Consider the following 12483-nt stretch of genomic DNA (forward strand, 5'->3'; position numbering starts at 1 on the left):
CCTTTTCCCTTTTATCCATCTGGCGATTTCCCTCATTTGCAGGTAGCTTAAGAGCACTTTGCCGTTTTACTTTTGGCCCAAAGGTAACCGCCGCTATGTCCGAACGTTCTGTGCCCCAAAAGCCCTGCGATCCCTCCTGCTTTAGCCAGGATGAGCTCAACCTCCCCTTTCTTCGGCGGGCGCTTGACGACTTTCAGCTTTGGCTGCGCCAGGCGTTTGAAGCGGGGTGTGCGGTTGAGGAACTGCTCAAGGCGCGTTCGGACTACCTAGACCACCTGCTCCAGCGGCTGTGGCTGGCGCACGGGTTTATCTCTCCCGCGTCCAAAGGTTTTGCCAACCGCAGCGGCCTGGCGCTTGTCGCCGTTGGCGGATACGGTCGGGGGGAGCTCCACCCGCTGTCGGACGTCGACATTCTGGTTTTGAGCAGCGAGCCGCTAAACGAAGAACAGTCTCAAAAAGTCGGCGAAATCATTACCCTGCTGTGGGACCTGAAGCTTGAAGTCGGGCACAGCGTAAGAAGCCTTTCCCAGTGTCTGGAGGAGTGCATAGCCGACCTGACGGTCGCCACCAACCTGATTGAGTCCCGACTTATCTGCGGCGACGTGGCGCTGTTTTTAACGCTGCAAAAGCACGTTTTCAGCCAGGAAATCTGGCCCTCAGAGACCTTCTTTCACGCCAAGTGCGAGGAGCAGGAAGAGCGGCATCGTCGCTATCACGGCACCAGCTACAACCTTGAGCCGGACATTAAAGCCGGCCCCGGCGGCCTGCGCGATATTCACACTCTGCTGTGGGTCGCCCGCCGCCACTTTGGCGCCACGTCGCTTGATGAAATGGTCAGCTTCGGCTTTTTGACGCCGGCGGAGTGCGCCGAGCTCGATGAGTGCCAGACCTTCCTGTGGCGCATTCGCTTTGCGCTGCACCTGACGCTTTCCCGCTACGATAACCGCCTGCTGTTTGACCGCCAGCTCAGCGTCGCTACGCTTTTAGGCTACCGGGGCGAGGGCAATCAGCCCATCGAGCGGATGATGAAGGACTATTTCCGCGTCACCCGCCGCGTCACCGAACTCAACCATATGCTGCTTCAGCTGTTCGACGAGGCCATTCTGGCGCTGTCGCCGATGGACAAGCCGCAGATTTTAGACGAGCGCTTCCAGCTACGCGGCCAGCTTATCGATCTCCGAGATCCCAACCTGTTTATCGAACAGCCGGAAACCATCATCGGCCTGTTTTATCGGCTGGCGACCAATGCCGACATCAAGGGCATCTACTCCACCACTCTGCGTCACCTGCGCTACGCCCGCCGCCACCTGAAACAGCCGCTGTGCCAGCTGCCGCAGGCGCGCCAGCTGTTTATGGCCATTTTACGCCAGCCCGGCGCGGTTAAGCGCGCCATCGTGCCGATGCACCGCCACAGCGTGCTGGCGGCCTACATGCCGGAATGGGGCAACATCGTCGGCCAAATGCAGTTCGATCTGTTCCACGTCTATACCGTCGATGAACACACTATTCGCGTACTGCTCAAGCTTGAAAGCTTCGCCGATGAGCAAACCCGCCAAGCGCACCCGCTGTGCGTAGAGCTATACCCTAAGCTGCCAAAACAGTCGCTGCTGCTAATGGCCGCCCTGTTCCACGACATCGCCAAAGGGCGCGGCGGCGACCACTCCGAGCTTGGCGCAGAAGACGCCAGAGACTTCGCCCTGCTGCACGACCTTAACGCCAATGAAGCCGCGCTGGTAAGCTGGCTGGTCAAACAGCACCTTCTAATGTCGGTCACCGCGCAAAGGCGCGATATTCAGGATCCAGAAGTTATCCAGCAGTTCGCTGCCGAAGTGAAGAGCGAAACTCGGCTGCACTACCTTATCTGCCTGACCGTCGCCGATATCTGCGCCACCAACGAACCGCTGTGGAACAGCTGGAAGCAGAGCCTGCTGCGCGAGCTTTATTTCGCCACCGAAAGGCAGCTCAAGCGCGGCATGCACTACCGGCCGGATCTTCGCGAACGGGTTCGCCACAACAAGGCGCAGGCGCTGGCCCTGCTGCGTAGAGAAAATATCGACGAAACGGTGCTGCACCCGCTGTGGAACCGCTGCCGGGCCGACTACTTCCTGCGCCACTCTCCGCTACAGCTGGCCTGGCACGCCCGACATCTGGTGGAACATAAAGAGGACAAGCCGCTGGTGCTGATAAGCCCGCTGCCCAACCGGGGCGGGACGGAGATTTTTATTTACAGTTCCGATCGCCCCTATCTGTTTGCCACCGCGGCGGGCGAGCTGGACAGGCGAAACCTCAACATTCACGACGCGCAGATTTTCACTAACCGCGACCGAATGGCGATGGACAGCTTTATCGTACTGGAGCCCGACGGCAGCCCGCTGTCCCCCGATCGCCATCGTGAAATTCGAGAAGGGCTTGAAAGAGCGCTCGTCCAACCGGTTTACGAACGGCCTAAGCCTCGGCCGCTGTCGTCAAAACTGCGCCACTTTAACGTGCCGACTCACGTCAACTTCCTGCACGGCCACAGCGATCGCCGAACCTATATGGAGCTGACGGCGCTGGATCGCCCCGGCCTGCTGGCGCGCGTGGGCGAGGTTTTTGCCGATCTGGGGCTTTCTTTGCACAGCGCGCGCATCTCGACTATCGGCGAGCGGGTAGAAGACCTCTTTATTCTTACCAACGCCGAGCGGGCCGCTCTGCCTGCCGAAATGTGCGAAGTTTTGAAACAAAGGTTGACAGAAACCCTGAGTCCAAAGGATAAATATGGGCCCGGCTAAGATCGGGATATCTCTTTTAAACACACGACATCAGGAAATAAGATGCAACAGTTACAAGCCGTGATTGAAAGCGCCTTTGAGCGCCGCGCAGACATCACTCCTACCTCCGCGGACACCGTGCTTCGCGAAGCCGTCAGCGCCACTATTGCCAAGCTCGACAGCGGCGAGCTTCGCGTTGCCGAGAAGATTAACGGCCAGTGGGTCACCCATCAGTGGCTGAAAAAGGCCGTTCTGCTCTCGTTTCGCATTAACGACAACGTCGTTATGGACGGCGCAGAAAGCCGTTACTACGACAAAGTGCCGATGAAATTCGCTGACTACGACGCGGCGCGCTTCCAGCGCGAGGGCTTTCGCGTCGTTCCTCCCGCCAGCGTGCGTCAGGGCGCCTTTATCGCCCGCAACACCGTACTGATGCCCTCTTACGTCAATATCGGCGCCTACGTTGATGAAGGCACGATGGTCGACACCTGGGCCACCGTGGGCTCATGCGCGCAAATCGGTAAGAACGTTCACCTGTCCGGCGGCGTCGGCATCGGCGGCGTGCTGGAACCGCTGCAGGCCAATCCGACCATTATCGAAGACAACTGCTTTATCGGCGCGCGCTCTGAAGTGGTCGAAGGCGTGATCGTGGAAGAAGGTTCGGTGATTTCCATGGGCGTTTACATCGGCCAAAGCACCCGCATTTATGACCGCGAAACCGGTGAAGTTCACTATGGACGCGTCCCTGCGGGCTCCGTCGTCGTCTCCGGCAACCTGCCGTCCAAAGACGGAAAGTACAGCCTGTACTGCGCCGTCATCGTCAAGAAGGTCGACGCCAAAACCCGCGGCAAAGTCGGCATCAATGAGCTGCTGCGCACCATTGATTAATCCCTTCTGACCTTATTGCCACTCGCTGGCATTCACGATGTTCCGGCCGTTTTCGGCCGGGAGATCTGCCCCTCTTACGACGTAAGCTCATCCCAAAACACAATCGCCTTTGGCTCTTCCGGCGTATGAAAAAACTTCGGCAGCGGAAGGCCAAACTCTGCTGCAAGGTAAGACGCCAGGTCATAGCCGTAATAGATAATGTCGGTCTGATGGATGGAAAATACCGGGTTCCCTGCCTCGCTGGGCGAATCGGGAAGATAGCGATGGGAATAGACGGGGATCATCGTCGGGTAGTCAGCAAAAGCGCGCTCAGCGCACGCCCTGCGTTCAGAAGAGGTGGAGGGTTTATCTCCCCAACCGTCAAACCAAAAGCCGTTGTTTTCTACGTCAAACAGGAATCCCTCTAAAGGCGCCTTCATTCGCCCAAAGAGGCGGCGCTGCGCGCGTGACGAATGTAGCCCCTCTCGCCAGTCGACAAACCCCTCCGATATCGGCAGCGCGTTTTGCAACAGCGCTTTAAGATCGGGAGGAAAGCGGAAGTTAAAAAGGCGCTCAACCGCCCCCGCTTCCTCTTCATTCAGTCCTTCGGCAAAGCGAAGGCCTTTTCCCCTAAGCAGGTTGGTCAGAAGGTTAGCCCATGTTTCATATTGAAAAGACACTCCTTTTCTCCCATAACGTTACGCCCTTCACGAACTGAACTTTTTCAGCCCGTTTTCAGACAAGCCATAAACTGCGGACGTTTGCCCTTGCTATAATAATAGGCGGTGGCCCATCGGCATAATACAAATCAGGAAGGTACTTTTTATGTACGATAATCTCGTTAGCCTTGGAATCAGCAATCCTAAACAGATCGATCGCTACAGCCTGCGCCAGGAAGCGAGCAACGACATCCTTAAGATCTACTTTCGTAAAGAAAAGGGAGAGTTTTTCGCTAAAAGCGTCAAGTTCAAGTTTCCCCGCCAGAGAAAGACGATCCTTGCCAATCCGGGCGCGGAAAAGTCCTACAAAGAGGTGCACGAGATAAGCCCAAACCTTCGCTACCTCATAGAGGAACTCGACGGTCTCTGCAAAGGCGAACAGGTGGAAATCGATCTGAAGCAGAAGATTTTGTCTGACCTTCGCCATTTGGAACAGGTCGTGACCCATAAGATCGCGGAAATTGAAGCCGACCTGGAAAAACTGACCTCAAAAACAAAATAGGCGCACTTTGCCATTTTCCTTTCAGGCCAGCGGCGGCCTGAAAGGCATCTGCTTTCTGACTACCAAGTTTTTCCTATCTTAAACTCCCAGCGCACCTCTTCCATCTTGGCCGGGCCGTCAGCGTCCTGCAAAACGGGGAAAAACGCGCCGGCCCCAATCCACATGTTCAGCGGGTCAATCGCCACGTTAGCCGAAGGGCCAATCACCCACTCCGTCGTCCCTGCATGGTTATTAAACGTGCGGGAACCCACCCGCCTATCGCCGGACTCGGTTTTTGAAAACGCGCTTTCAATGCCGACGTCAACCTGCGGGTCGACGAACATATAGCGCAGCTGCATGTTCCACTGATACTCGTTGCCGCGCTTGACGTTCTGATTGCCTCGCTCGAACGGCCCCTGCATGACGAAGTCCATATCCCCTTTCCACTGAGGCGTAAAAAGCTTTGTCAGGTGTATGGAAGCCCGGCCGCCCCAGGCCTCGTTGCCCGGCAGGTGGTTATCGCCGCTCTGCCCGGTAGGCAACAGCGCGGCCGCGCCGAAGGTAAGCCAGAATGGATCGCCCTGTCTCTGGCTTAGCAAAGCGTAGCTAAACCCGAGCGACTGATCGCCCATCCCTTCGATGTGCTCCGGGCTCATGCCGTCCCGGCGGTTGTTGACGTAGGAACCCACGGTGCTGATTTCTAAACGATCGGTAAGCCCATAGCGCACTTTGAGTAGCCAAATCTGAGAGAAGACGTCAGGATTGCCCTTTCCCTCAACCTGGTGAGTCTTATCTCGAAAAGAGGCGTTTACCGCCGTCAGCAGCATACCGTCAGGCAACACCTGTGCACCGGAGATCGCCGTATTTACCGGCGCACCGAGCAAAGGGCTAGGCCTTTCCTGCGCCAGGGCGGTTGAAAAAGAAACGGCGCCGACGGCAATCCCGGCCCAAAAAAACGAACTCCCCTTTTTTTTCATCGCTATTCTCCTGAAAGCCCATCGCTCTGCGGATACGCTGAAATCATAGAAGAACAACACATTATCAACGTGTTGCACCGAATTTTCTTTACGTCGCCAACATACTACCGGCCGTAATGAAATAATATGTTACATATTGAAATTATTTTTAAAGAGTGAGCGACTTCTCATCTTGCGATGAAAATGGAATGAAATTTCATTACGTTACGAATGGAAAACGGGAGAAATGAAAAACCCGCGCTTTTTAGACGCGGGCTTTTAAAACGAAGGAGGCAAGCTTTAGCCGTTGATAAGCGCTGCCCAACTGCGGATCCACGGTTCGGCAAATTCTTCAGGTTCGGAAATTTCGCTGCTGTCGATAATCAGCACTTCTCCCACCCGCTTCGCCTCCTGATCCTGCAACAGAGCGTCGAACTTCTTGCCGGCGCCGCTGAAGTTTTCATAGTTGCTGTCGCCTAACGCAATCACGCCGTAGCGCAGCGACGGCTGATGCCCTAGGCTGTCTTTAATATCGTAAAACAGCGGTTCTATGCTATCCGGCAAATCCCCTTGCCCGGTGGTCGACGTCACGACTAAAACGACGTCTCGCTCGTAGGCCTGCCACTCTTCGAGCGTCCCTTCATCGAACACCGTCGCGTCGTGCCCGGCTTCTTGCAGCAGCGCCTGCGCTTTTTCCGCCACCATCTGGGCGTTGCCGTACACCGTCCCAACAAAAATGCCTATCTTTGCCATCGCGCACTCTCTTATTTTATCGTCCGTTAATCGATGGAATTATCCTGATTCATCGGGAAGGCAAATTCAACCCCATGAGCTTCAGGGCATTCCTCCGGCCAGCTAAAAGCGTTCATTACGCCCTGCCAAGGTAAATCCCACGGTGCAGAAATCAGTAAAGGCTGCCCCGTAACCGGATGCGTTAACGCAAGGTGGCTGGCGTGCAGCATCAGGCGCGGGCAGTTAAAGTGAGCAGCTACAGCTCGATTGTGGCGAAGGTCGCCGTAAGAGCTATCGCCGACGATCGGATGGGATAAATGACTCATGTGGCGACGCAGCTGGTGCTTGCGCCCCGTTTCCGGGCGAAGTTCTACCAGGCTGTATCGCGCCGTTTGGTAAGGGCCGACGGCAACGGGGACTTCTATTGTCGCCAAACCGCGATAGTGGCTGACGGCGTCCTGCGCGTCTTTATTGCGATCGGCAAACTTATCGGCGATCTTGTCCAACTGTTCGACTAACGCATAGTCTATCTTACCGCTCCCCTCCACGTAGCCGCGCACAACGGCGTGATAAACCTTGTGCACCTGATGACGCTCAAACTGCTGCGCCATCATGCGGGCGACGTCGCTTGAGAGCGCCATCAGCAGCACGCCCGACGTCGGCCTGTCTAGGCGGTGTACGGTAAACACGTGTTGGCCAATCTGGTCGCGAACGGTCTGCATCACGACGACTTTCTCATTCCTGTCCAACCAGCTTCTGTGCACCAGCCATCCCGATGGCTTATTTACCGCCACCAGATGCTCATCCTGATAGAGAATATCCAACATTTAGGCGCCGCCTGCGCTTAGCGCGCCGTCAATTTTGGCTAATGCCTCCAGCAGGGGCCGAAGCTCATCCTGACGCTCTCTAAAGGCTTCTTCATAGTAGGGCGTGATGGCGATGCGCGTCGGTAAAGGGCGATGGCTCTCCAAAAGAGCGCGCATGCGGGGTATAAAAACCCACTGTAGCCACTCCTGTGGCGACATCGTGTCAATGCAAAAGGGCTCTTGGCTGTCAAAGGCTTCCAGCGCGGGCGGCAGCTCAGACCATAGCCCGTTTGCATGCATAAAAAGCTCTACGTCGGACAGCAACTGCCATATCTGCTTTTCTAAACTCATTGCGTTCTCTTATCAAAAAACGGTCATCGCTCATGGCCAAAGCGACGGCCAGAACCCGAAAGCGCCATCATACCATGGATGACATTACGGCTAAAAAGGCATAAAAAAAGCCCACTGTATACACAGTGGGCTTAGTTCGTTTTATAGCAATCCGGCTACTCGCTTTACTTCCCTGTTCAATCCTTGAAAACTTTTCCTTCTGGTCTTCCTGACCGACGTTCCTTTGAAGCGCCTGCTCAATCCCGAGCGGCTTTTGCATCATCCAGATGCCTTTCCCTGATTGTCGTCCTGACCCCTTACGCTCCGGTAAGTATTCGTTCTCCGTCCTGGAGGTGTCCTGGATTTCTTCCTTAAACTGTCCCGTCATCATCCTGATGACGATCCTTAACTTTCCTGATTCGTTTTATAGCAATCCGGCTACCCGCGTACTTCCCTGTTCAGTCCTTGAAAACTTTTCCCTGTGGCCTTCCTGACCGACACTCCTTCGAACGGCTGCTCAATCCCGAGCGGCCTTTGCATCATCCTGATGCGCTTCCTTAGCTTGTCGTCCTGACCCCTTACGCTCCGGTAAGTATTCGTTCTCCGTCCTGGAGGTGTCCCGGGTTTCTTCCTTAAACTGTCCCGCCATCATCCTGACGGCTGTCCTGAAGCTTCCTTATGTGTCCGTTCTGCTTTATCCTAAAGCCCGCATCGTCCTGATGCATTCCCGAATTTCCAAGCTTCCTTTCGATGAACATAGAATCGCCTAATTTCCCCAGTCTCACAATATACTCACAAAGCCTGACTTTGAGGAAAAAGCAAAAAAACGGGCAAAAATAGACGTCAATAAATTGATAAATAAGTAATTATATAAAAACGTTCGTATAGTAATGAATGAAATGTCTCACAGGGTTTGTAGGATATATCTCACAAGCAACGTGTCATTTTTGTAAGACGACCATCCCCCATTTAATCTACTAACGCCCGTCATGCTTTAATAGGTGTGAAAAACGCGCCTCAATTTTCCGCTACTATCGGCGTCAGATGCAGTAAAAATGCCTCAAGCGACTCCGCCAGCGTTTCCCGCTTTTGCGTGCCAAAGTGCTCTAAAATCACTTCGCCGGTAAGATTACAAAGAGACACCATGTCCATCTCGGAATGTGTAGTCGCGATAAACAGCGTTGGCGACAGCTTCAGCCTGCGTTGAGTAACCAGATGGCCTATCAGGTTTTCCTGCAGGCGAATAAAGTCCTCTTCGCTCCATACCTGAATCAGACAAAGCTCAAGCTCGCCAAATCTTGCCGCCATATCGCCGGCAAGCTGACAGGTGAAATAGGCGCTGGCCTCATCCCTTAGCGAAATATCCAGCGCACGCTCTACGTTAGCCAAAGAGGCCACGTCGCCAAAGGGCTGCGGCAGCCAAAGAACCTGTTCATCCCTTGTCGCAACAATACAGGGGGACGGTACGCCGTAGAGCTCGCCGCTGGCGGGCTCATGCCCACGTTTCCGCTGCCAGAGAGAAACGAAGTCGGAGGTAAACTGGGATAATGCGGCCTGAACTGTCATGATTTTCCTAAAGATTGCGTTACACTAGGAGAAGAATATTGATTCATTATACCTAATCAACCTGAAAGTTCAGCCGCAGGAGAAAGAGCATGTCTCACAATTACGAGAACCATCAGGCGCTGTCAGGTCTGACGCTGGGTAAGGAAACCGGCTACGTCGACCGCTATGACGCCGCGCTTTTACAGCCGGTGCCCCGCAGCCTGAACCGCGAGCCTCTCGGGCTTCTTCCTGAAAATCTTCCCTTTACCGGCGCAGATATCTGGACGCTTTATGAACTCTCCTGGCTTAACGCCAGCGGCGTGCCTCAGGTTGCCGTTGGAGAAGTCAGGATCGACGCAAACAGCCTGAACCTGATCGAGTCAAAAAGCTTTAAGCTTTATCTCAACAGCTTTAACCAAACCCACTTTGACAGCTGGAAAGACGTTGAGCACACGCTGCGTCGCGATCTATCCCTTTGCGCTCAGGGGGACGTCGACATTCGCCTGTTCAAGCTCGCAGAGCTGGAAAACGCCCCTATTGGCGCCTTTGCCGGTGAATGTATTGACGAACAGGACATCGTTATCGACAGCTATGATTTTAACGATCGACTGCTAGAGAACGCGGCGGCGCGCGGCGCTCCTCTCGTAGAGGAAACGCTGGTCAGCCATCTGCTGAAGTCCAACTGTTTAATAACCCACCAGCCGGACTGGGGATCGCTACAAATCAGCTACCGCGGGCCAAAGATCGACCGAGAAGCCCTGCTGCGCTACGTCGTTTCATTTCGCCATCACAATGAGTTTCACGAGCAGTGCGTCGAGCGCATTTTCCACGATATCCAACGCTACTGTCGACCGGAGGCGCTGACCGTATACGCCCGCTATACGCGACGAGGAGGATTGGACATCAACCCGTACAGAACCAATCGGCCCTTTACGCCATCGGTTCAAAGGCTGGCGAGGCAGTAAAAAAATCATTGGAAGCTGTACCGGAAACTTAGTGTAAAAGCGGGTAAAAAGAACACTATTTACGTGAACCGCGTCCATAACGCGGGTAAAGTAACCTTTTATTTAACTAAACGGCCGCGCCTTTTCTGATAAATAACGGGCTGAAAGCGAAACCTTCAAGGAGAAAGTTAATGGATCTGGCAACGTTCAGGAAAAACGTCGAAGAAGACGAGAGCTGGGCTCCCGGCTGGGATGAAATCGATCTGGGTTTTTCGCAAATCTATGGCGAACAAAACCCCGACCACTACGGTACGGAAATGACCAGCAGAGCCACGTTCGGCGGTGACCAGTACCTTGACGGCTACAGCCTGTTCGCTTCCCCCAAAGGCTACAGACACATCGTCACTTACGGCATGTCTCAGTTGTACGCCGACGAAGAAGCGCTGGGCGGCGAGTTCAGCAAGTGGGGCTATGAAATGACTATCAAGCTCCCCGCTAAAGAGGCGCGAGAGTGCGAATGGGCGCTCAACATGCTTTCCAACCTTGCCCGCTATACTTTTACATCAAAGCGCTATTTTGAGCCTTATCAGTATATCGGTGGCAGCGGAGAGTCTATCCACATCGGCGAACCGTCGAAGATAACCGCCCTGCTTGTCGTGCCGGATACGGAGATCGCGCCTAGAGACTCGCTTTACGGTCGTTTGGAATTCCTTCAGCTCGTCGGCATTACCGAAGAGGAGTTTCAGCAAGTGAAAGAGACGCCGGAGAAGGTCCATCAGCTCATTGAGAGCATGAAGCAGGACAATCCCGACCTCATTACAGACATGGGCAGAACGAAGAATTACCTTTAAGCTGCCGATGACACAATCAAGTCACGATTTGCATTACGAATCAGGCTTCTGTCCTTGAATGAAGCCGCAGAAACGTTAAGGAAACAAGTTTGATTACGCACATTAGCCCCCCTTTAGGTTCTATGGACCTGCTGTCGCAAATTGAAGTCGATACGCTGAAGAAAACCGCCAGCAGCAACCTGTACCACCTGTTTCGCAACTGCGCGCTGGCCGCGCTGAACGCGGGAAGCAAAACCGACAACAGCAAAGAGCTGCTTGACCGCTATAAGACGTTTGACATCAACATCCTGCGCCGGGAGCGCGGCATCAAGCTTGAGCTTATCAACCCGCCGGAGGACGCCTTTGTCGACGGGCGGCTAATCCATTCAATACAGTCCAACCTGTTCGCCGTACTGCGCGACATCCTGTTTGTCCACGGGCAAATAACCCAAGCCTACAGGCATCATCGTCTGGATCCTGAAAGCAGCGTCCACCTGACCAACCTGGTGTTCGCCATCCTGCGCAACGCGCGGTCGCTCCACGTAGGTGAAGAACCTAATATGGTCGTCTGCTGGGGCGGCCACTCCATTAACGAAACCGAGTATCTCTACGCGCGCAAGGTAGGTAACCAGCTCGGGCTGCGTAAAATGAACATCTGCACCGGCTGCGGGCCGGGCGCGATGGAAGCGCCGATGAAGGGCGCCGCCGTCGGCCACGCGCAGCAAGGGTACAAAGAAAGCCGCTTTATCGGCATGACGGAGCCGTCTATCATCGCCGCAGAGCCGCCCAATCCGCTGGTTAATGAACTTATCATTATGCCGGATATCGAAAAGCGCCTTGAGGCCTTCGTACGCATCGCCCACGGCATCGTCATTTTCCCCGGCGGCGTGGGTACGGCGGAAGAGCTGCTCTATCTGCTCGGCATTCTGATGAACCCGGAAAACAAAGATCAGGTTCTGCCGCTGGTGCTGACGGGGCCAAAGGAAAGCGCCGACTATTTCCACGTGCTGGACAACTTTATTCTCAATACGCTGGGCGAGCGAGCGCGCAACCACTACACCATCGTCATCGACGATCCGAAGGAAGTCGCCCGCATAATGAAACACGGCATGTCGGCGGTTAAAGAGTGCCGCAAGACTAACGGCGACGCTTACAGCTTCAACTGGTCGCTCAAAATCGCCCCTGACTTACAGCACCCGTTCGAGCCTACGCACGAAAATATGGCGGGCTTGAACCTGTATCCGAATCAGCCGCCGGAGCAGTTGGCCGCCGCGCTTCGCCGGGCGTTTTCCGGCATCGTCGCGGGCAACGTGAAGGACGTGGGCATTCAGGCTATTGAGCAGTACGGACGCTACAAGATCCACGGCGATCCGCAGATGATGCGCCATATGGACACGCTGCTGCAGGGCTTCGTTGCCCAGCACCGCATGAAGCTACCGGGCTCTGCCTACACGCCCTGCTACGAAATCTGCACCTAAGACTGTCGTTAATTGCCGCCAGCGCGCGTCGCTGGCGGCCAAAAG

13 protein-coding genes are annotated in these 12483 nt (G+C 54.8%); 6 read left to right on the top strand and 7 right to left on the bottom strand.

The genetic code is table 11. The annotated features are described in order from the left end of the window. Positions 1-95: 95 nt before the first annotated feature. Together glnD and dapD are read left to right on the top strand one after the other, a co-directional pair. Complete coding sequence (gene glnD / locus G544_RS0108815; protein WP_036023634.1) at positions 96-2771, top strand: bifunctional uridylyltransferase/uridylyl-removing protein GlnD; 2676 nt, start codon at positions 96-98, stop codon at positions 2769-2771. Positions 2772-2813: 42 nt separating this feature from the next. Continuing rightward, positions 2814-3638, top strand: a complete 825-nt coding sequence (gene dapD, locus G544_RS0108820; RefSeq protein WP_027274264.1) for a 2,3,4,5-tetrahydropyridine-2,6-dicarboxylate N-succinyltransferase — start codon at positions 2814-2816, stop codon at positions 3636-3638. Positions 3639-3712: 74 nt separating this feature from the next. Here dapD and G544_RS0108825 read toward each other — a convergent pair whose 3' ends face one another. Next, a complete protein-coding gene (locus G544_RS0108825) occupies positions 3713-4297 on the bottom strand; it encodes a hypothetical protein (RefSeq protein WP_071783343.1) in 585 nt (194 codons plus the stop codon). 145 nt (positions 4298-4442) lie between these two features. On the opposite strand from G544_RS0108825, the gene G544_RS0108830 reads away from it, so the two are divergent. Beyond that, positions 4443-4838: a DUF3461 family protein gene (locus G544_RS0108830; protein WP_027274266.1), complete on the top strand. Its 396-nt coding sequence runs from the start codon at positions 4443-4445 to the stop codon at positions 4836-4838. Between the two features lie 59 nt (positions 4839-4897). Here the strand turns inward: G544_RS0108830 and G544_RS0108835 are convergent, their stop codons facing one another. The 6 genes from G544_RS0108835 to syd all read right to left on the bottom strand — a co-directional run bounded on the left by G544_RS0108835 (position 4898) and on the right by syd (position 9207). Further along, positions 4898-5794, bottom strand: coding sequence for a transporter (locus G544_RS0108835; protein ID WP_081650762.1), 897 nt, complete (start codon positions 5792-5794; stop codon positions 4898-4900). A 279-nt stretch (positions 5795-6073) separates the two neighbouring features. Further along, on the bottom strand, positions 6074-6526 hold the full coding sequence (locus tag G544_RS0108840) for a flavodoxin (RefSeq protein WP_027274268.1): 453 nt from the start codon (positions 6524-6526) through the stop codon (positions 6074-6076). A gap of 26 nt (positions 6527-6552) precedes the next feature. Then, positions 6553-7332: a tRNA pseudouridine(65) synthase TruC gene (gene truC, locus G544_RS0108845; RefSeq protein ID WP_027274269.1), complete on the bottom strand. Its 780-nt coding sequence runs from the start codon at positions 7330-7332 to the stop codon at positions 6553-6555. After that, positions 7333-7662 (bottom strand): YqcC family protein, encoded by a 330-nt coding sequence (locus tag G544_RS0108850; RefSeq protein ID WP_027274270.1) that lies wholly within the window; start codon positions 7660-7662, stop codon positions 7333-7335. It lies immediately after the preceding gene. Positions 7663-7729: 67 nt separating this feature from the next. Beyond that, on the bottom strand, positions 7730-8032 hold the full coding sequence (locus tag G544_RS0108855) for a hypothetical protein (protein WP_027274271.1): 303 nt from the start codon (positions 8030-8032) through the stop codon (positions 7730-7732). 626 nt (positions 8033-8658) lie between these two features. Then, entirely contained in the window at positions 8659-9207 is a 549-nt protein-coding gene (gene syd, locus G544_RS0108870) for a SecY-interacting protein (protein ID WP_036023637.1), read from the bottom strand. A gap of 89 nt (positions 9208-9296) precedes the next feature. Here syd and queF point away from each other — a divergent pair, with 89 nt between their 5' ends. The 3 genes from queF to ppnN all read left to right on the top strand — a co-directional run bounded on the left by queF (position 9297) and on the right by ppnN (position 12438). Beyond that, positions 9297-10151, top strand: coding sequence for an NADPH-dependent 7-cyano-7-deazaguanine reductase QueF (gene queF / locus G544_RS0108875; protein ID WP_027274273.1), 855 nt, complete (start codon positions 9297-9299; stop codon positions 10149-10151). Between the two features lie 170 nt (positions 10152-10321). Then, positions 10322-10981 carry a suppressor of fused domain protein gene (locus G544_RS0108880; protein WP_027274274.1) on the top strand — a complete coding sequence of 220 codons (660 nt, stop codon included), beginning with the start codon at positions 10322-10324 and terminating at the stop codon, positions 10979-10981. A gap of 89 nt (positions 10982-11070) precedes the next feature. Then, positions 11071-12438, top strand: coding sequence for a nucleotide 5'-monophosphate nucleosidase PpnN (ppnN, locus tag G544_RS0108885; protein ID WP_027274275.1), 1368 nt, complete (start codon positions 11071-11073; stop codon positions 12436-12438). Positions 12439-12483 lie beyond the last annotated feature (45 nt).

Source organism: Leminorella grimontii ATCC 33999 = DSM 5078 (genome assembly GCF_000439085.1).
Taxonomy (GTDB): Bacteria; Pseudomonadota; Gammaproteobacteria; order Enterobacterales; family Enterobacteriaceae; genus Leminorella; species Leminorella grimontii.

Bases quoted from the DNA above. Each gene is read 5' to 3' on its own strand.
- truC (WP_027274269.1), bottom strand. From the start codon at position 7,332: ATGTTGGATATTCTCTATCAGGATGAGCATCTGGTGGCGGTAAATAAG.
- syd (WP_036023637.1), bottom strand. From the start codon at position 9,207: ATGACAGTTCAGGCCGCATTATCCCAGTTTACCTCCGACTTCGTTTCT.
- glnD (WP_036023634.1), top strand. From the start codon at position 96: ATGTCCGAACGTTCTGTGCCCCAAAAGCCCTGCGATCCCTCCTGCTTT.
- G544_RS0108835 (WP_081650762.1), bottom strand. From the start codon at position 5,794: ATGAAAAAAAAGGGGAGTTCGTTTTTTTGGGCCGGGATTGCCGTCGGC.
- G544_RS0108840 (WP_027274268.1), bottom strand. From the start codon at position 6,526: ATGGCAAAGATAGGCATTTTTGTTGGGACGGTGTACGGCAACGCCCAG.
- G544_RS0108830 (WP_027274266.1), top strand. From the start codon at position 4,443: ATGTACGATAATCTCGTTAGCCTTGGAATCAGCAATCCTAAACAGATC.
- queF (WP_027274273.1), top strand. From the start codon at position 9,297: ATGTCTCACAATTACGAGAACCATCAGGCGCTGTCAGGTCTGACGCTG.
- G544_RS0108850 (WP_027274270.1), bottom strand. From the start codon at position 7,662: ATGAGTTTAGAAAAGCAGATATGGCAGTTGCTGTCCGACGTAGAGCTT.
- G544_RS0108880 (WP_027274274.1), top strand. From the start codon at position 10,322: ATGGATCTGGCAACGTTCAGGAAAAACGTCGAAGAAGACGAGAGCTGG.
- dapD (WP_027274264.1), top strand. From the start codon at position 2,814: ATGCAACAGTTACAAGCCGTGATTGAAAGCGCCTTTGAGCGCCGCGCA.
- G544_RS0108855 (WP_027274271.1), bottom strand. From the start codon at position 8,032: ATGATGACGGGACAGTTTAAGGAAGAAATCCAGGACACCTCCAGGACG.